This window comes from Agromyces tropicus, assembly GCF_039531345.1.
Classification (GTDB): Bacteria; Actinomycetota; Actinomycetes; order Actinomycetales; family Microbacteriaceae; genus Agromyces; species Agromyces tropicus.
Genome location: NZ_BAAAPW010000001.1, coordinates 216028 through 234597, shown reverse-complemented (window position 1 = coordinate 234597; position 18570 = coordinate 216028). Strand labels below are relative to the sequence as shown.

General features: G+C 72.1%; 16 protein-coding genes and 1 other RNA gene. 9 read left to right on the top strand and 8 right to left on the bottom strand.

Going from position 1 to position 18570, the window contains the following annotated elements:
- Positions 1-28 precede the first annotated feature (28 nt).
- Positions 29-1402 carry a dihydrolipoyl dehydrogenase gene (gene lpdA / locus ABD230_RS01120; RefSeq protein ID WP_344368843.1) on the top strand — a complete coding sequence of 458 codons (1374 nt, stop codon included), beginning with the start codon at positions 29-31 and terminating at the stop codon, positions 1400-1402.
- Between the two features lie 67 nt (positions 1403-1469).
- Positions 1470-2987, top strand: a complete 1518-nt coding sequence (gene sucB / locus ABD230_RS01115; RefSeq protein ID WP_344368842.1) for a 2-oxoglutarate dehydrogenase, E2 component, dihydrolipoamide succinyltransferase — start codon at positions 1470-1472, stop codon at positions 2985-2987.
- Here the strand turns inward: sucB and ABD230_RS01110 are convergent.
- The gene (locus ABD230_RS01110) at positions 2984-4531 is read right to left on the bottom strand and encodes a hypothetical protein (RefSeq protein ID WP_344368841.1); all 1548 of its coding nucleotides are present in this window, start codon (positions 4529-4531) and stop codon (positions 2984-2986) included. The two genes, sucB and ABD230_RS01110, sit on opposite strands and share 4 nt — an antisense overlap.
- Before the next feature lie 113 nt (positions 4532-4644).
- On the opposite strand from ABD230_RS01110, the gene lipB reads away from it, so the two are divergent.
- The 3 genes from lipB (at position 4645) to ABD230_RS01095 (ending at position 7065) form a co-directional block, all read left to right on the top strand.
- Positions 4645-5283 carry a lipoyl(octanoyl) transferase LipB gene (gene lipB, locus ABD230_RS01105; protein ID WP_344368840.1) on the top strand — a complete coding sequence of 213 codons (639 nt, stop codon included), beginning with the start codon at positions 4645-4647 and terminating at the stop codon, positions 5281-5283.
- Positions 5280-6269: a lipoyl synthase gene (gene lipA, locus ABD230_RS01100; protein ID WP_344368839.1), complete on the top strand. Its 990-nt coding sequence runs from the start codon at positions 5280-5282 to the stop codon at positions 6267-6269. Before lipB ends, lipA begins: the two co-directional genes overlap by 4 nt.
- A gap of 73 nt (positions 6270-6342) precedes the next feature.
- Complete coding sequence (locus ABD230_RS01095) at positions 6343-7065, top strand: DUF4191 domain-containing protein (protein ID WP_344368837.1); 723 nt, start codon at positions 6343-6345, stop codon at positions 7063-7065.
- Between the two features lie 63 nt (positions 7066-7128).
- Here the strand turns inward: ABD230_RS01095 and ABD230_RS01090 are convergent, their stop codons facing one another.
- Positions 7129-7560 carry an RDD family protein gene (locus tag ABD230_RS01090; RefSeq protein WP_344368836.1) on the bottom strand — a complete coding sequence of 144 codons (432 nt, stop codon included), beginning with the start codon at positions 7558-7560 and terminating at the stop codon, positions 7129-7131.
- Between the two features lie 138 nt (positions 7561-7698).
- On the opposite strand from ABD230_RS01090, the gene glnA reads away from it, so the two are divergent.
- Positions 7699-9123 (top strand): type I glutamate--ammonia ligase, encoded by a 1425-nt coding sequence (gene glnA, locus ABD230_RS01085; protein ID WP_344368834.1) that lies wholly within the window; start codon positions 7699-7701, stop codon positions 9121-9123.
- 117 nt (positions 9124-9240) lie between these two features.
- Here glnA and ABD230_RS01080 read toward each other — a convergent pair whose 3' ends face one another.
- Both ABD230_RS01080 and ABD230_RS01075 read right to left on the bottom strand, forming a co-directional pair.
- On the bottom strand, positions 9241-12255 hold the full coding sequence (locus ABD230_RS01080) for a bifunctional [glutamine synthetase] adenylyltransferase/[glutamine synthetase]-adenylyl-L-tyrosine phosphorylase (protein WP_344368833.1): 3015 nt from the start codon (positions 12253-12255) through the stop codon (positions 9241-9243).
- Positions 12256-12268: 13 nt separating this feature from the next.
- Positions 12269-13606, bottom strand: a complete 1338-nt coding sequence (locus ABD230_RS01075) for a glutamine synthetase family protein (RefSeq protein WP_344368831.1) — start codon at positions 13604-13606, stop codon at positions 12269-12271.
- An 87-nt stretch (positions 13607-13693) separates the two neighbouring features.
- On the opposite strand from ABD230_RS01075, the gene panB reads away from it, so the two are divergent.
- The gene (gene panB / locus ABD230_RS01070; protein WP_344368830.1) at positions 13694-14581 is read left to right on the top strand and encodes a 3-methyl-2-oxobutanoate hydroxymethyltransferase; all 888 of its coding nucleotides are present in this window, start codon (positions 13694-13696) and stop codon (positions 14579-14581) included.
- Between the two features lie 46 nt (positions 14582-14627).
- Here the strand turns inward: panB and ABD230_RS01065 are convergent, their stop codons facing one another.
- Positions 14628-14813 (bottom strand): SPOR domain-containing protein, encoded by a 186-nt coding sequence (locus tag ABD230_RS01065; RefSeq protein ID WP_344368829.1) that lies wholly within the window; start codon positions 14811-14813, stop codon positions 14628-14630.
- 11 nt (positions 14814-14824) lie between these two features.
- Between ABD230_RS01065 and map the strand changes: the two genes are divergently transcribed.
- Both map and ppgK read left to right on the top strand, forming a co-directional pair.
- Complete coding sequence (map, locus tag ABD230_RS01060; RefSeq protein WP_344368828.1) at positions 14825-15688, top strand: type I methionyl aminopeptidase; 864 nt, start codon at positions 14825-14827, stop codon at positions 15686-15688.
- Between the two features lie 35 nt (positions 15689-15723).
- Entirely contained in the window at positions 15724-16479 is a 756-nt protein-coding gene (ppgK, locus tag ABD230_RS01055; RefSeq protein ID WP_344368826.1) for a polyphosphate--glucose phosphotransferase, read from the top strand.
- 14 nt (positions 16480-16493) lie between these two features.
- On the opposite strand, the gene rnpB is transcribed toward ppgK, so the two are convergent.
- From rnpB to ABD230_RS01040, 3 genes are all read right to left on the bottom strand, one after another.
- Positions 16494-16869: RNase P RNA component class A (gene rnpB, locus ABD230_RS01050), an RNA gene on the bottom strand.
- A gap of 52 nt (positions 16870-16921) precedes the next feature.
- Positions 16922-17659 carry a zinc ribbon domain-containing protein gene (locus ABD230_RS01045; protein WP_344368825.1) on the bottom strand — a complete coding sequence of 246 codons (738 nt, stop codon included), beginning with the start codon at positions 17657-17659 and terminating at the stop codon, positions 16922-16924.
- Between the two features lie 58 nt (positions 17660-17717).
- Positions 17718-18539 carry a Nif3-like dinuclear metal center hexameric protein gene (locus ABD230_RS01040; protein WP_344368823.1) on the bottom strand — a complete coding sequence of 274 codons (822 nt, stop codon included), beginning with the start codon at positions 18537-18539 and terminating at the stop codon, positions 17718-17720.
- Positions 18540-18570: the final 31 nt, after the last annotated feature.

Sequence of the window (18570 nt, the reverse complement as noted above, 5' to 3'; positions counted from 1 at the left end):
CAGATCCGATGCGCAAGGGAGATTCCGTTTGTCCGAGCAGAACTTTGACCTCGTCATCCTCGGAGGCGGCAGCGGAGGGTACGCAGCGGCGCTGCGCGCCGTCCAGCTCGGCCTCAGCGTGGCCCTCGTCGAGAAGGACAAGCTCGGCGGCACGTGCCTGCACCGGGGCTGCATCCCGACGAAGGCGCTGCTGCACGCCGCCGAGGTGGCCGACAGCTCGCGCGAGTCGGAGAAGTTCGGCGTCCGGTCGTCGTTCGAGGGCATCGACGTCGCGGCCGTGACGCGCTACCGCGAGGGCATCGTCTCCAGCAAGTTCAAGGGCCTCCAGGGCCTCATCAAGGCGCGCGGCATCACCGTCGTCGAGGGCGAGGGCCGCCTCGAGGGCCCGAAGACGGTCGTCGTGGGCGACCAGCGCCTCGTCGGTAAGAACGTGGTGCTCGCCACCGGCTCGTACTCGCGCTCGCTGCCCGGCCTCGACATCGCCGGCCGCGTGATCACGAGCGAGCAGGCGCTCGAGCTCGACTTCGTCCCCAAGAAGGTCGCGATCCTCGGCGGCGGCGTCATCGGCGTGGAGTTCGCGAGCGTGTGGCGGTCGTTCGGCTCCGAGGTCACCGTCATCGAGGCCCTCCCCCACCTCGTCCCCAACGAGGAGGAGTCGATCTCGAAGCAGCTCGAGCGCGCGTTCCGCAAGCGCGGCATCGACTACAAGCTCGGCGTGCGGTTCCAGGGCGTCACGCAGCACGACGACGGCGTCGTCGTGACGCTCGAGAACGGCGACACGGTCGAGGCCGAGCTGCTGCTCGTGGCCGTCGGCCGCGGCCCCGTCACCGCGAACCTCGGCTACGAGGAGGCGGGCGTCACGGTCGACCGCGGCTTCGTGATCACGAACGACCGCCTCGAGACGAGCGTGCCCGGCGTGTACGCGGTCGGCGACATCGTCCCCGGCCTGCAGCTCGCGCACCGCGGCTTCCAGCAGGGCATCTTCGTCGCCGAGGAGATCGCGGGCCTGTCCCCGATCGTCGTCGAGGACGTCAACATCCCCAAGGTCACCTACTGCGAGCCCGAGGTCGCCTCGATCGGCTACACCGAGGCGCGCGCGGCCGAGAAGTTCGGCGCCGACCAGGTGTCGTCGTACGAGTACAACCTCGCGGGCAACGGCAAGAGCCACATCCTCGAGACCAGCGGCTCGATCAAGGTCGTCCGCGTCAACGACGGCCCCGTGGTCGGCGTGCACATGATCGGCGCCCGCGTGGGCGAGCTGATCGGCGAGGCGCAGCTCGCGGTGAACTGGGAGGCGTACCCCGAGGACATCGCGCCCCTGATCCACGCGCACCCGACGCAGAACGAGGCGCTCGGCGAGGCGTTCCTGAAGCTCGCCGGCAAGCCGCTGCACGCGCTCTGACCCCGTCGCGCCGAAATACGACTGCAATAAGCTAGAACGCGTCACACGCTGTGAAGGAGACAAGCGAATGAGCGAATCCGTCAGCCTCCCGGCACTCGGCGAGAGTGTCACCGAGGGCACGGTCACCCGCTGGCTGAAGAACGTGGGCGACCGGGTCGAGGTCGACGAGCCGCTGCTCGAAGTTTCGACCGACAAGGTCGACACCGAGATCCCCTCGCCCGTCGCGGGCGTGATCGAGGAGATCCTCGTCCAGGAGGACGAGACCGTCGAGGTCGGCACCGCGCTCGTGACCATCGGCGACGGCTCCGGCGGCGGGGCGCCCGCCGAGGCACCGCAGGCCGAGGCGGCGCCGGCCCCGGCACAGGAGGAGGCGCCGGCGGAGCAGGCTCAGGCCCCCGCCCCGCAGGAGGCGCCCGCGCAGCAGGCACCCGCCCAGCAGGAGGCGCCGGCCGCACCCGCTCCTGCTCCGCAGGAGGCACCGGCCCAGCAGGCGCCGGCCCAGCAGGCGCCGGCCCAGCAGGAGGCGCCCGCCGCTCCCGCACCGCAGGCTCCGGCACCCCAGCAGGCTCCGGCGCAGCAGGCTCCGGCGCAGCAGCCGGCCCCGCAGGCTCCGGCGCCCCAGCAGGCGCCCGCCCAGCAGGCGCCGGCCCCGCAGGAGGCGCCGCAGCAGGGTGGCGCGCACGCCGGCACGTCCGGCTACGTCACGCCGATCGTCCGCAAGCTCGCCAACGAGCAGGGCGTCGACCTCGCGAGCGTCCAGGGCACCGGAGTCGGTGGCCGGATCCGCAAGCAGGACGTGCTGTCGGCCGGTTCGGCCGCCCCTGGGGCGCCCGCTGCGAAGGCCGAGCGCCAGCCGCTCGAGACCTCGCCGCTGCGCGGCACCACCCAGCCGATGACGCGACTGCGCAAGGTCGTCGCCGAGCGCGCCGTGGTGTCGATGCAGTCGACCGCCCAGCTCACCTCGGTGGTCGAGGTCGACGTCACGCGGGTCGCCCGCCTCCGCGACCGCGTCAAGGGCTCGTTCCACGAGAAGACGGGGACGAAGCTCTCGTTCCTGCCGTTCTTCGCCCTCGCGGCGGTCGAGGCGCTCCGCGCCTACCCCATCGTCAACTCGACGGTGGACGGCGACTCGATCGTCTACCCGGAGCGTGAGAACCTCAGCATTGCGGTCGACACCGAGCGCGGCCTCCTCACGCCGGTCGTGCGCGACGCGGGCGAGCTCGACATCGCCGGGCTGGCGAAGCAGATCGCGGACCTGGCCGAGCGCACGCGCAACAACCAGCTCAAGCCCGACGAGCTCGCCGGCGGCACCTTCACGCTGACGAACACCGGCTCGCGCGGCGCGCTGTTCGACACCCCGGTCGTGTTCCTGCCGCAGACGGCGATCCTCGGCACGGGCGTGGTCGTGAAGCGCCCGGTCATCGTCTCCGAGGACGGCTCCGACGCGATCGCGATCCGGTCGATGGTCTACCTCGCACTGTCGTACGACCACCGCATCATCGACGGCGCCGACGCCGCGCGCTTCCTGACGGCCGTGAAGGCCCGACTCGAGGAGGGCGACTTCGAGGGCGACCTCGGCGTCTAGTCGAACCACTCGCGCAGTCGCCAACCGGCCTCGCTCCGCATCATGAGGAGCGAGGCCGGTTCGCGTCCGGCCGCCGTCGGCACGGCGAGGACGACGGCATCCCCGAGCTCGCCCGCGACCGTGATCCCGTCGAGCCCGACGATCGGCTCCTCCGGCGCGGCGTCCGAGTCCATCGCCGCGCGATCGCGGACGGCGAGCGGTGAACCGTCCTGGGCGTAGGCGCCGATGCAGGCGACATCGCGGGCGGCGAGACAGCCGGCGCGGATCTCCAGGAGCATGGCGGCGACCGCGGCCGGCGCCTCGGGATCAGCTGCCGCCCGCTCCGGGTCGGTCGACGCGCCGGTCGGTGCCGACTCGGTCGCGGGCTCGTCGCCTCCCGACCACGGGCCCGTCGCCGGCGGCGCCGAGCTGGACGGCGCGGGCGCGGCGCTCCCGTCCGGTTCGGCACGTCCGCTCGGCGGCACCGCGGTGAGCAGCATGACGAGCACCGCCGCCCCGACGAGCGTCCCGACGGCGAGCACCGGGCGCCTGCGGCCCGCCCAGGCCGCCGCTCGCCGGCGCACTGCCGCCGTCGGGCCCGAGTCCGCGGTCTCCCCCAGCCGGTCGACGAGTTCCCCGGGCACCTGCGCGAGCTCCGCCAGTGTGCGGCCGAGGTCCCGCCCGGACGGCACGGCCGACGCGGCGGGGACCGACGGTACGACGCGCTCGCGGTCGGGCCGACCGCCGACCCGCGACGGCACGGAGTCGACGTGGGGCACCAGCGGCGCCGGCAGCAGCGGTGTCGGGTCGGCGACCGCGAACAGCGCACGTTCGATCGCGACGTGGTCCGGAGCGAACGGACGGCGCTCGAGCGGCTCGCGCACGAGCTCCACGACGGGCGCGAACCGCGAGGCCGCGCCGGTCGCGGACGCCACGACGGTCACCAGGTCGAGCAGCGCGGCGTGGGCTCGGCGGCTGCGGTCGCGCCGTTCCGCCATCGGCGTCTCCGCTCCGACCCGCTCGAGGGCGCCGAGCCCGACGAGCCTGGGGCGCCCGGTCGCATCGACCAGCACGTCCGCCGGCGAGAGACGGGTGTGCGCGAATCCCGCCCGCGACAGCTCGCGGACCGCGACGACCACGGGCGCGAGCGCGGTCACGGCCTGTCCGGCCGAGATCGGCCCGGCGTCGAGGATGCCACCGAGGGAGTGGGTCCCGACGCGCTCGACCACGACGCACACCCGACCGTCGGGCAGCCTCGCGACGTCGACGAGCGTCGGGGTGGTGCCGGTGGCGTCGCGCTCCATGGCGTCGATCTCGACCGCGATCGCCGTCGCATCCGCATCCGTGCCGTACACCCGAACGACCACGAGCGACGGCGGGGCTGCGGGGGCCTCCGCGCCTCCGGTCCGGGGCTCGTCGACGACGGCGAGGTGGAGGTCGGCACGGTCGCCGGTCGCAAGCCGCCGCACGAGCCGGTACCCGGCCAGCACGGCTCCCGACGGCGCGGGCGCGTCTCGCCGGGGTGGCGGATCGTCGTGGGCGTGGCGGGCGACGCGGCGGGTCATGCCGTCGACGATGCCGGTCCCGCCACGCGGCCGCGCTGCGATCCGCGGCCGGCGGGGGTCGAGCGCCGAGGTCCGGGCGCGGTGGAGGACGGGACGACGCCTAGACTGGGGACATGCTCGACTATGTCGACACGGGGCTAAGCGCCAACTCCGTGCCGTACGACGAGGGCCTCTCCCTCCAGCGCGCCGTCCATCAGGCGGTGGTCTCCGGTCAGCGACCGGACACCGTCATCCTCCTCGAACACGAGCCGGTGTACACCGCCGGCAAGCGGACCTCCCCCGATGAACGTCCGACCGACGGCACCCCCGTCATCGACGTCGACCGCGGCGGGAAGATCACCTGGCACGGTCCGGGCCAACTCGTGGGCTATCCGATCCTGCGCCTCGTCGAGCCGATCGACGTGGTCGGCTACGTCCGGCGGCTCGAGGGCGTCCTCATCGACGTCCTCGCGGGATTCGGCATCGACGGCGTCCGCGTCGACGGTCGCTCCGGCGTCTGGATCGCGCGCGACGGCGCGACGGAGAAGATCGCCGCGATCGGCATCCGCGTCGCCGAGGGCGTCACGATGCACGGCTTCGCGCTGAACTGCTCGAACTCCCTCGAGCCGTACGCGAAGATCGTCGCCTGCGGCATCCGCGACGCGGGCGTCACGACGATGTCGCGCGTCCTCGGCCGCACGGTGACCCCCGCCGACGTCGCCGGACCGGTGCGGGCCCGACTCGACGCCGAGTTCGCGGCGGTGCCCGCATGAGCGCGGATCCCGGCGGGCGCCGGATGCTGCGGCTCGAGGTCCGGAACGCCCAGACCCCGATCGAACGCAAGCCCGAGTGGATCAAGACCCGTGCACGGATGGGTCCCGAGTACCGGCAGCTCCAGCAGCTCGTGAAGACTGAGGAGCTGCACACGGTCTGCCAGGAGGCGGGCTGCCCGAACATCTACGAGTGCTGGGAGGATCGCGAGGCGACCTTCCTGATCGGCGGGTCGCAGTGCACGCGCCGGTGCGACTTCTGCCAGATCGACACGGGAAAGCCGGCCGACTACGACGTGGACGAACCGCGTCGCGTCGCCGAGTCGGTCGTCCGCATGCAGCTGCGCTACTCGACGGTCACCGGCGTCGCACGCGACGACCTCCCCGACGAGGGTGCCTGGCTGTACGCCGAGACGATCCGGCAGATCCACGCGCAGTCGCCCGGGACCGGGGTCGAGATCCTGGTTCCCGACTTCTCGGGGAACCCCGCGCTGCTCGGCGAGGTCTTCTCCGCGCAGCCGGAGGTCTTCGCGCACAACGTCGAGACGGTGCCGCGGATCTTCAAGCGCATCCGGCCGGCCTTCCGCTACGAGCGATCGCTGGACGTGATCACGCAGGGTCGCGACGCGGGCCTGATCACGAAGTCGAACCTGATCCTCGGCATGGGCGAGGAGCGCGAGGAGATCTCGCAGGCCCTGCGCGACCTCCATGACGCGGGCACCGACATCATCACGATCACGCAGTACCTCCGACCGAGTCCGCGTCACCTGCCGGTCGCCCGGTGGGTGCGCCCCGAGGAGTTCGTGGAGTTGAAGGACGAGGCCGAGGAGATCGGCTTCCTCGGCGTGCTCGCCGGCCCGCTCGTCCGGTCGTCGTACCGGGCAGGGCGGCTGTGGGCGCAGTCGATGCGCGCCAAGGGCCGCGAGGTGCCCGAGGAGCTCGGCCACCTCGCCGACGCCTCGCTCGGCTTCGCACAGGCGGTCGGCTGACGACGAGGGCCCGACCCCTCCGACCGTCCTCAGGACGGTCGGAGGTCGGGCCCGCCGCCGGTATCCTTGAGGCATGGCACGCACCAAGGACGCCGGGTCCTCCCCCAAGCCCGCGAAGGAGCCCGGCCGCATGAAGCAGATGTGGCAGGTCTTCCAGATGACCCGCCGCTACGACTCCAGCGCCCAGTGGCTCATGCTCCTCGGCTTCCTGCTTCCCGTCGTGGTCGGCCTCGGCCTCGCACTGTGGCTGAGCGGAGGCAACGGCTTCACGATCGCGCTGTGGATCATCGCCGGCGTGCTCGCGGGCCTGCTGATCGCACTCGTCATCCTCGGTCGTCGCGCCGAACGGGCCGCGTACTCGCAGATCGACGGCCAGCCGGGCGCCGTGGGCGCGGTGCTCAAGAGCGGCCTGCGCGGCAGCTGGACCGGCAACGAGATGCCGGTGGCCGTGAACGGCAAGACGCAGGACGCCGTCTATCGCGCCGTGGGCCGCGGCGGGGTCGTGCTGATCAGCGAGGGACCTCGTTCGCGGACCGATCGCATGCTCACCGACGAGAAGCGCAAGGTGGAGCGAGTGCTGCCGAACGTGCCCGTCTCGACCATCTCGGTCGGCCACGAGGAGGGCTCGGTCGAGCTGCACCGACTCGCGGCGACGCTGCGCAAGACGAAGCGCTCGCTGACCAAGCCGGAGGTGCTCGCCGTGACCAACCGCCTCAACTCGCTGCAGGCGCCGCTGCCCATCCCCAAGGGCATCGACCCGATGCGCGTGCGCCCGCAGCGCGGTCGCATGCGCTGACGTCCTCGTCCTGCCTGCGGCATCCGTTCCCAGTGAGCGGATGCCGCAGTCGTCTGCGGCAGGTCAGGCGCGGATCAGGACCGTGCCCGCCACCTTGTCGTGGAAGCCCCGCTGGTCGGAATCCCAGACCAGCGCGGGCACGACGACGACCAGGAGCAGCGTGCGCACGATCGGGCGCCACGGGCCGACCCACCCGCCTCGGACGGGGACGACCCGCATGCCGAGCAGCCGATGGCCGACGCTGCCGCCGATGGTGGGGATGAACAGCACCTGCATGAGCGCGAAGATGCCGAGCGTCGCCCACGACTGCGCCGTCGAGGCGTACGGGCCGACGAGGAGCGCGATCACGTTGGCGATCGCCCAGTCGATGAGCAGGGCGACGACGCGACGGCCGACCCGGCCGACGGAGCCCGGACCCTCCTCCGGGAGGCCGAGCCGTTCGCCGGGGTAGATGCTCGGCGGGATGTCACCGGGAGTCGCTGCAGGGTCGGGCACCGGACGAGTCTACCGATCGGGACGCGTGTAACACGGTCGAAACATTTGCGTCATGGCAGGGAAATCCCGGGCGGATAGCGTCGGGACCGGTCGAACGACTGCGTCCTCGCCCTCTATCTGCCCTTGGAGCACCGTCACATGTTCAGTGATTCTTCCGAAGTCCTCAAGTTCATCAAGGAGACGGACGTCAAGTTCCTCGACATCCGCTTCACCGACCTCCCGGGTGTGCAGCAGCACTTCAACATCCCGGCCTCGACCGTCGACGAGGACTTCTTCACGGTCGGCCAGCTCTTCGACGGTTCGTCGATCCGCGGCTTCGCGTCGATCCACGAGTCGGACATGCAGCTGATCCCGGACGTGTCGACCGCCTACGTCGACCCGTTCCGCGCCGAGCGCACGCTGGTCATGGTCTTCGACATCTACAACCCGCGCAACGGCGAGATCTACGCGAAGGACCCCCGTCAGGTCGCCAAGAAGGCCGAGAAGTACCTCGCCTCGACCGGCATCGCCGACACGGCCTTCTTCGCGCCCGAGGCCGAGTTCTACATCTTCGACGACGTGCGCTACGAGGTGAAGCAGAACTCGAGCTTCTACTCGGTGGACTCGAGCGAGGGCGCGTGGAACTCGGGTCGCGTCGAGGAGGGCGGCAACCTCGCGAACAAGACGGCGTACAAGGGCGGCTACTTCCCCGTCTCGCCGGTCGACCAGCACGCCGACCTGCGCGACGACATCGTGGTGAAGCTCATCGAGTCCGGCCTCGAGGTCGAGCGCTCGCACCACGAGGTCGGCACCGCCGGCCAGGGCGAGATCAACTACAAGTTCGACACGATGGTCTCCGCCGCGGACGACATCCTGAAGTTCAAGTACATCGTCAAGAACACGGCGCTCGAGTGGGGCAAGACGGCCACGTTCATGCCGAAGCCCCTGTTCGGCGACAACGGCTCGGGCATGCACACCCACCAGTCGCTCTGGAACGAGGGCAAGCCCCTCTTCTACGACGAGGCCGGCTACGGCGGCCTGTCGGACGTCGCGCGCTGGTACATCGGCGGCATCCTCAAGCACGCGCCGTCGATCCTCGCCTTCACCAACCCGACGGTGAACTCCTACCACCGCCTCGTCCCCGGCTTCGAGGCGCCCGTCAACCTCGTCTACTCGGCGGGCAACCGGTCGGCGGCGATCCGCATCCCGATCACGGGCACCAACCCGAAGGCCAAGCGCATCGAGTTCCGCGCGCCGGACTCGTCGGGCAACCCGTACCTCGCGTTCGCCGCGCAGCTCATGGCCGGCATCGACGGCATCAAGAACCGCATCGAGCCGCACGAGCCCGTCGACAAGGACCTCTACGAGCTCCCCGTCGAGGAGGCCAAGGCCATCCCGCAGGTGCCCGCGACGCTCGACGCCGTGCTCGACGCACTCGAGGCCGACCACGACTTCCTCCTCGAGGGCGGCGTGTTCACGCCGGAGCTCATCGAGACCTGGATCGACTACAAGCGCGAGAAGGAGCTGAAGCCCCTGGCCCAGCGCCCGCACCCGTTCGAGTACGAGCTGTACTACGGCGTCTAGGCTCTCTCCCCAGTCCCCCCGGAGAGCGCGAGGGCCCGTGCCGCATGGCACGGGCCCTCGTGTCGTGTGGGGGGGTCGCGACTGCGCGATGCGCGCGCCGGGCTCGGGGCGGCCCGGCTATCCGATGGTCGGCTCGCGTCGCGGCTGGGCGCCGTAGAAGCCGTCCTCGAAGACGGCGCGCGCGCGACGGGTCACGGCCAGGTAGTCGTGCTCGAGCGCCGTCGCCGACCCGGGCGGATAGCCCATGATCCGTGCGACGCCCTCGAGCTGCGTCCGCTCCACCGGGAGCACGTCGGTCGTCTTGTCGAGCCAGAGCGTGAGCGCCGAGCGCGCTCGCGACGCGAACACCCACGCAGCCCGCAGCGTCTCCGCGTCGCGCGCCGCGATCAGGTCGGCCGCCACCGAGGCCGACAGCGCGTCCAGCGTCGACGTGGTCCGGAGGGCGGGGACGGATGCCGCGTGCTGCAGCTGGATGAGCTGCACGAACCACTCCACGTCGCTGAGCGACCCCCGGCCGAGCTTCAGGTGCCGGGTCGGATCGGCGCCCTGCGGCAGCCGCTCGTTCTCCACGCGCGCCTTGATGCGCTTGACCTCGCGGACCTCCTGCGGGGCGATGCCGTCCGGGTACCGCACGGTGTCGGCGAGCTCGGTGAAGTCGTCGATGAGGGCGCGGTCGCCCGCGACGCCGCGCGCTCGCAGCAGGGCCTGCGCCTCCCACGTCAGCGACCAGCGCGCGTAGTAGGCGCGGTACGCGTCGAGGGACCGGGCCACCACGCCGTTGCGGCCCTCCGGGCGGAGTCCGGCGTCCAGCTCGAAGGGCAGTCTGGCGTCCTCGCTGACGCGGACCAGCTCCGAGACGATCTTGAGGGCGCGCGTGTGCGCGGCATCCGGTTCCGCGGTCGTCGCACGGTACACGTAGAGGATGTCCGTGTCGGAGCCGATGCCGAGCTCTCGGCCGCCGAAGCGGCCCATGCCGATGACGGCGAACTCGATGCCGTCGTCGTCGCGCCGGATCGCGCGGACGAGGCTCTCGAGGTGGGCCTCCACGAGGTCGCTGAGCCCGTGCCCGAGCTCCTCGATCGTGCAGACGTCGAGCAGCGCCGCGAGCGCGAGCCGGAGCACCTCGCGGCGGCGCATCGCACGGAGCACCTTCGCCGCGGCGTCGAGCTCGCCGTGCCGGGCGAGCACGGCATCGCCCTCCTCGCGGAGCGCGGCGAGCGGGCGCGGGCGGAGCTCGTCCTCGTCCTCGAGCCAGGCCACCGCCTCGGGGATGCGCTCGAGCAGCTCGCCGGCGAAGCGCGAGCCGGAGAGCACGCGCGTGAGCCGGAGGGCGGCGTCCGACGAGTCTCGGAGCAGGCGGAGGTACCAGTGCGTGGTGCCGAGGGCGTCGCTGATCCGCCGGAAGGCGAGCAGGCCGTAGTCCGGGTCGACGCCGTCGGCGAACCACGAGATGAGCACGGGCATGAGGTGCCGTTGGATGGTCGCACGGCGCGAGACGCCGGCCGTCAGCGCGGCGATGTGCGCGAGCGCGCCGCGGGGGTCGTGGAAGCCGATGGCGGCCAGGCGGGCCTCTGCCTGCTCGCTCGTGAGTTCGAGGCCGTCGGCGGGCAGGGCGGCGACCGCCGAGAGGAGGGGCCGGTAGAAGAGGCGCTCGTGGAGTCCTCTCACGCGCCGACGGGTGGCCTGCCATGTGTCCGTCAACTCGCGGGCCGAACGGCCGAGCCCCGATGCGCGCCCGAGGACGCGGCGGGCCGCGTCGTCCTGCGGCATGAGGTGCGTGCGCCGGAGTCGCGAGAGCTGGAGCCGGTGCTCGAGCACGCGGAGCACGCGGTAGTCGCGCGAGAACTCCGCCGACTCCTCACGACCGACGTACCCGTGCTCCGCGAGGGCGGCCAGCGCCGGCAGGGTCCCGGCCTGGTGGATGGACTCGTCGTTCGCGCCGTGCACGAGCTGCAGCAGCTGCACCGTGAACTCGATGTCGCGGAGGCCGCCGGGGCCCAGCTTCAACTGCACCGCGACCTCGTCGGCGGGGATGTGCTCGGTGACCCGCTCGCGCATCCGCTGCACGGAGTCGACGAAGCCGTCGCGGGAGGAGCTGGACCACACCTTCGGAGCGACGCCGGCCGCGTACCGCGCGCCGAGGTCGCGGTCGCCCGCCATCAGCCGGGCCTTCAGCAGCGCCTGGAACTCCCAGCTCTTGGCCCAGCGCTCGTAGTACTGCAGGTGCGACTCGAGGGTGCGCACGAGGGCGCCGTCCTTGCCCTCGGGGCGAAGGTTCGGGTCCACCTCCCACAGCGGCGGTTCGATCCCGGGCTCGCCGATCACCCGCATCATCGTCATGGCGAGTCGGGTCGCCACGTCGAGCGCCCGCGCGGTGGACACCTGCTCCTCATCGGCCGTTCCGCCCACGAAGATGACGTCGACGTCGCTGACGTAGTTGAGCTCCCGGGCCCCCGCCTTGCCCATGCCGATGACCGCGAGTCGGGTGCCGTCGACCTGCTCCGCCGGGAACCGTCCGGGCCCGGCGGGCTCGCCCTCGGCGCGACCGACGACGCGTCGCGCCAGCTCCAGCGCGGCCTCGAGCGCCGCCCCGGCGAGGTCGGCGAGGCCCGCCGCCACCACGTCGAGGGCTGCGACGGCGTCGTCGCGGGTGAGGTCCCAGACGGCGACGCCGGCGAGCAGGCGGCGGTAGCGGACGCGCAGCGCCCGGGCGCCGACCTCGGCGCGCGTCGCGACGGGTTCGTCGAGCGCGTCGACCACCCCGACGAGCTCGGCCGCGGCGGCCGCGGCGGTCGGCGGCCGCGACGGCTCCTCGTGCAGCAGCGCCAGCTCGTCGGGGTTGCGGAGGAAGAACTCGGCGAAGCCGCGCGATGCGCCGAGCAGCCGGACCGTCCGGTCCGCCGCAGCGGCGTCGCGCAGCAGCGCCTCGATCGCGTCGGGCGTGCGCTCGTGCAGGCGGAGCAGCTCGTCGAGCGCCTGGTCGGGATCCGCCGCCGCACCGAGCACCCGGACGAGGTCCTCGGCCTCGACGCCGGTGGCCTCGGCCAGCTCGGACGACCGGGTCGCGGCGAGCTCGAGGTCGTCGAATCCGGCGCGCGCGAGCGCCCCGAGTGTCGCAGCCTGCCGCGTCATCCGGTGCCGATCGTCAGAGGATCTCGAGGTTGCGCTGCAGCTCGAAGGGCGTCACCTGGGTGCGGTAGTCCCGCCACTCCGAACGCTTGTTGGCGAGCACGTAGTTGAAGACGTGCTCCCCCAGCGTGTCGGCGACGAGCTCGGAGGTCTCCATGTACTCGATGGCGTGGTCGAGGCTCGCCGGGAGCGGCCGGTAGCCGAGCGCGCGGCGCTCGCTGTCGGTCAGCGCCCACACGTCGTCCTCGGCCTCGGTCGGGAGCTCGTAGCCCTCCTCGATGCCCTTCAGGCCGGCCGCCAGGAGGAGTGAGAAGGCGAGGTAGGGGTTCGCCGCTGAGTCGATGGCGCGGTACTCGACGCGGGCGCTCTGCCCCTTGTTGGGCTTGTACAGCGGCACCCGCACGAGTGCCGACCGGTTGTTGTGCCCCCAGCAGATGAAGCTCGGCGCCTCGTCGCCGCCCCACAGACGCTTGTAGGAGTTGACGAACTGGTTCGTCACCGCGGAGATCTCGTTCGCGTGGCGCAGCAGCCCCGCGATGAACTGCCGGCCGATCTTGGAGAGCTGGTACTGCGATCCGGCCTCGTAGAACGCGTTCGCATCGCCCTCGAAGAGCGAGAGGTGCGTGTGCATGCCCGAGCCGGGCTTGTCGGAGAACGGCTTCGGCATGAACGTCGCGTACACGCCCTGCTCGATCGCCACCTCCTTCACGACGGTGCGGAAGGTCATGATGTTGTCCGCGGTCGTGAGCGCGTCGGCGTAGCGCAGGTCGATCTCGTTCTGGCCGGGGCCCGCCTCGTGGTGGCTGAACTCGACCGAGATGCCGAGGTCCTCGAGCATGCGGACCGAGCGGCGCCGGAAGTCATGCGCCGTGCCGCCGGGCACGTTGTCGAAGTAGCCCGCGGAGTCGACGGGCTGCGGCCCCTCCGGACCGTACTTGCTCGACTTGAGCAGGTAGAACTCGATCTCGGGGTGCGTGTAGAAGGTGAAGCCGGCGTCGGCGGCGCGCGCCAGCGTGCGCTTCAGCACGTTCCTCGGGTCGGCGACGGCGGGCTCGCCGTCGGGCGTGGTGATGTCGCAGAACATCCGCGCCGTGGGGTCGATGTCCCCGCGCCAGGGCAGCGTCTGGAAGGTCGTCGGGTCGGGGTACGCCAGCAGGTCGGACTCGAACGTGCGGCTGAGGCCCTCGATCGCCGACCCGTCGAACCCGATGCCCTCGGTGAACGCTCCCTCGACCTCTGCGGGCGCGATCGCGACCGACTTCAGCGTCCCGACGACGTCGGTGAACCAGAGCCGGACGAACTTGACCCCGCGTTCCTCGATGGTTCGGAGAACGAAGTCGCGCTGCTTGTCCATGCACACCCTTCCTCGATGCTCTCAGCGTACTGGGTCGGCTCCCCCGGTCCGGCCCGGATGTCGGCGGTGCTGTGCCAGACTGGCGCCATGTCCGACCACGCACCCGACGGCGCGGCGTCCGCGTCCGAAACCCCGCAGGCGGAGAACCCCTACGGCGGCGCCTCCACCGCCACGGGCGGCCCCAAGCGGGTCCGCACGAGGCACTTCCAGAACGCCAAGCGCGACGGCATCAAGATCACCGGGCTGACGAGCTACGACCAGCTGACGGCGCGCATCTTCGACGAGGCCGGCATCGACTTCCTCCTCGTCGGCGACTCGGCCGGCAACAACGTGCTCGGGTACGAGACGACGCTGCCCGTGACCGTCGACGAGCTCATCCCGCTCACCCGCGCGGTCGCGGGGGCGGTGCAGCGGGCGTTCGTCGTCGGCGACATGCCGTTCGGCTCCTACGAGAACGGGCCCGACGAGGCGCTGCACACCGCCATCCGCTTCATGAAGGAGGCCGGCGCCCACGCGGTCAAGCTCGAGGGCGGCGAACGCAGCCACAAGCAGATCCGCCGCATCGTCGGCGCCGGGATCCCGGTCATGGCGCACATCGGCTACACGCCGCAGAGCGAGCACGGCCTCGGCGGCCACATCATCCAGGGCCGCGGCGAGGGCGTGAAGCAGCTGCTCGCCGACGCGAAGGCCGTCCAGGAGGCCGGGGCGTTCGCGGTCGTCCTCGAGATGGTGCCCGCCGACGCGGCGCGGCAGGTCACCGAGCTGCTCGACATCCCGACGATCTCGGTCGGCGGCGGTCCGCACTGCGACGGCCAGCTGCTCGTCTGGACCGACTGGGCCGGCCTCACGACCGGCCGCATCCCGCGGTTCGTCAAGCAGTACGCGAACCTCGCCGAGGTCCTCGGCGACGCCGCGAAGACGTGGCGGGCGGATGTCGCGTCCGGCGCCTACCCGACCGACGAGCACTCCTACTGATCGTGCGGGCACCGGCGGTCGCCCGCCGGAGCCCGCCGTCGGCGGATCACTCCTCTGCGGCGTCCTCCTCGGCCCACTTCGCGCTGTTCGCGCGAAGGATCTCCAGCGCCTGCTCGGCCTCGGCGCGCGTCTCGAACGGACCCACGCGCTCGACGGCCGGCGAGACCAACCCCTCCTCGACCTCACCGGTGTTGAGGTTGTACCAGAACTGATGCTCGACGTCCCTCGACATAGGCTGATCCTATGCCCAAGGACCCTGACGGCCACCTGATCCCCGGTCGGCGCTCCCCCGCGCGGCCCGTCCCCGCGACGATCGCCCGGCCCGAGTACGTCGGGCGGCCGGCGCCGTCGCCGAACACGGGTGGCGATCGGTACACCCCCGACGAGGTCGAGCGCATCCGGGCCGCAGGCCGCGTCGCCGCGGGCGCGATCGAGGCGGCGGCCGAGGCCGTCCGTCCCGGCATCACCACCGACGAAATCGACCGGATCGCGCACGAGTTCGTCGTCGGCCACGGGGCGTATCCGTCGACGCTCGGCTACCGGGGCTACCCCAAGTCGTCGTGCACGTCGGTCAACGAGGTGATCTGCCACGGCATCCCCGACGACACCGTGCTCGAGGACGGCGACCTCGTGAACCTCGACGTCACGGCCTACCTCGACGGCATGCACGGCGACACGAACGCCACGCTCCTGGTCGGCGAGGCGGGCGAGGACGCACGACTGCTCGTCGAGCGCACGCGCGAGGCGCTCGCCCGCGGCATCCGCGCGGTCGCACCGGGCCGGCAGGTGAACGTCATCGGCCGCGCGATCGAGTCGTACGCGAAGCGGTTCGGCTACGGCGTCGTCCGCGACTACACCGGCCACGGAGTCGGACGGGCATTCCACACCGGCCTCGTCATCCCCCACTTCGACGACCCGAACGCGACGACCGTGCTCGAGCCGGGCATGGTGTTCACGATCGAGCCGATGCTCACGCTCGGCACGACCGAGTGGGACCTCTGGGACGACGACTGGACGGTCGTCACCCGCGACCGGTCGCTCACGGCGCAGTTCGAGCACACGCTCGTCGTGACCGAGCGCGGCGCGGACGTGCTCACGCTCGCGTGACGTCGTCGCCTGAGGCGCCGCGGTAGTCTGGCGCCATGGCGACCAATCGCGCGATCGGCATCGACATCGGCGGCACGGGCATCAAGGGGGCGGTCGTCGACCTCGGCACCGGAGACCTGGTCACCGAGCGCATCAAGGTCAAGACGCCCGAGGGCGGCCGTCCGGCCGACATCCTGCAGGCGACGGGCGAACTGCTCTCCCAGGTGGCCGACCTGGGCCACACGTCCCTGCCGCTCGGCGTCTGCTTCCCGGCGATCGTCAAGCACGGCCGCACGCTGTCGGCCGCGAACGTCTCCGACGAGTGGATCGGCCTCGACGCCGAGCACATGTTCGAGCAGGAGCTGCGCAGCGAGATCCACTTCATCAACGACGCGGATGCCGCCGGCTACGCCGAGGCGCAGTTCGGCGCCGCGAGCGACGAGGACGGCCTGGTGATCCTGACGACCCTCGGGACGGGCATCGGCTCGGCGCTCATCTACGACGGCGTCGTGGTGCCGAACAGCGAACTCGGCCACCTCGAGATCGACGGGCACGACGCGGAGTCGCGCGCGGCGTACTCGGTGATGGAGCGCCAGGGGCTCTCATGGGAGCACTGGGCGAAGCGGCTGCAGCGCTACTACTCGCACGTGGAGTTCCTCTTCTCCCCGGACCTCTTCGTCGTCGGCGGCGGCGTGTCGAAGCACCACGAGCACTTCCTGCCGCTGCTGGACCTGAAGACCCCGATCGTGCCCGCGGTGCACCGCAACAACGCCGGGATCCTCGGCGCCGCCGCGCTCGCGGCGAAGTTCTGAGCCGGCGAACGAGGCGAGCGGGCCGGCTGATACGCCGGGTTCTGTTCACCGGGCGCTTGCGCGACACCGGCTGGACGGCCATCTCTCTCGGAGCTGCGTCGCCGCAGCCCTCCAGCGGCCTACCCGGGGACGGGACGGGCCGCCCCATGGTCCCCTGTCTGGCCTTGCTCCGGACGAGGTTTACCGAGCCGACCGCGTCACCGCGGCCGCTGGTGGGCTCTTACCCCACCCTTTCACCCTTACCCCGGGCCGGAGCCCGTGGCGGTCTGCTCTCTGTGGCACTGTCTCGCGGGTCACCCCGGGTGGGCGTTACCCACCGTCCTGCCCTGCGGAGCCCGGACGTTCCTCGGCGCCCGATCGCTCGGACGACGCGGCCGTCTTGCCGACCCGCTCGCCCTCCAAGGCTACCGCGCCGGGGCGGTCCGTCGAGCGCACGGTCGGATCAGAGGCCGGACTCGGCCGTGCGGACCAGGATCCGGTCGCACTCGGGGCACTGCACGACCTCGTCGTCCGCGGCGCGCCGGACCGCGTCGAGGTCGGATCCGGTCAGCGTGATCGTGCAGCCGCCGCACGTCCGCTGGCGCAGGAGCGCCGCGCCGATGCCGCCGCCGCGCACGCGGCGGTCCTCGTAGAAGCCCAGGAGCTCGCCGGGGACGGCTGCTGCGATCGCGCCGCGATCCCGCTCGGCCTGCTCCCGCTCGGTGCCGAGGCCGCCGGCCGCCTCGTCGCGCGCGGCCTCGACGGACGCGACCGACTCCGCGAGCTCCGCGCGCTCGCGATCGATCTCCGCGACGCGCCCCTCGGCCTCCTCGACCTTCTCCATGACCACGAGCTCGGCGTCCTCGAGGTCGCTGAGCCGCTTCCGCAGCGACACCAGCTCGGCCTCGAGCGCCTGCACGTCCTTCAGGGACGACGTGTGCGTCAGCCGGTCCCCGTCGCGGGCGATGCGCTTCTCGACGACCTCGACGTCGGACTCGATGCGCCCGAGCTCGGTGCGCGCGTCCTCGAGCGTGCCGATCGCCTCGGCGCGACGGCCGCGCACGGCGGTGTCGCGCTCGCCGAGGGCGGCGAGTTCCGCGGTCTGCGGCAGCGAGCGCAGCCGGTGCGCGATCTGCTGCAGGCGCGTGTCGATGGCCTGGAGGCGGAGCAGCTGCTCCTGGTCGGCGGGGCTGGCCTTCACGTGGTGCTCCTCGGGGTCGGGGCGGGAGGGTCGGGGGTCGGGGCGATCCGGGCGGCGGTCACTGCACGACCTGGAAGTCCCACGGATCGGTGCGGAGGTCGCTCACGGCGACCTCGAGATCGGGGTGCGCCTCGCGCAGCTCGCGCGCGGCGGCATCCAACCACAGCCACTCGCCGGCCCAGTGCGACACGTCGACGAGCGCAGGGCCGCCGCCGAGCATGGCCTGCTCGCGGGCCTCGGAGGCCGGATGGTGCCGCAGGTCGGCGGTCACGTAGGCGTCCGCGGCGCGCACCAGCTCGTGGCCGAGGAGCGAGTCGCCGGCGCCGCCGCATACGGCGACCGTCTCGACCGGATCGTCGAACCCGCCGGCGACGCGCACGCCGGTCGCGGTGGGCGGGAGGATCTCGGCGAGACGACGTGCGAGGCGGCCGAGCGTCGTCGGCTCGGCGAGGCGCCCCACACGACCGAGTCCGCGCGCGGCGTCCGTCGCGTTCGGCACGATGGGGATCGCATCGACGAGGCCGAGGCGATCGGCCAGCACCGCGGAGGTGCCGGTCTCGACGACGTCGGCGTTCGTGTGCGCCCCGATGAGCGCGCAGTCGGCGCGGATGAGCTTCGCGAGCAGCGCGCCCTTGTAGCGGTCCTCGGCGATCGAGGTGACGCCGCGCAGCAGCAGCGGATGGTGCGCCACGATCAGGTCGGCACCGGTGTCGACGGCCTCGTCGACGGTCGCCGCGACCGCGTCGACGGTGAGCAGCACCCGGGAGACCTCGCGGGCCGGGTCGCCCGTCACGAGCCCCGGCGCATCCCACGCCTCGGCGCCGGAGAGTGGCCACAGGCGTTCCACGGTCGAGAGGACGTCGGCGAGGCGGACTGGCACGCGCCCCAGCCTACGCCGAACCTCGCGGCGG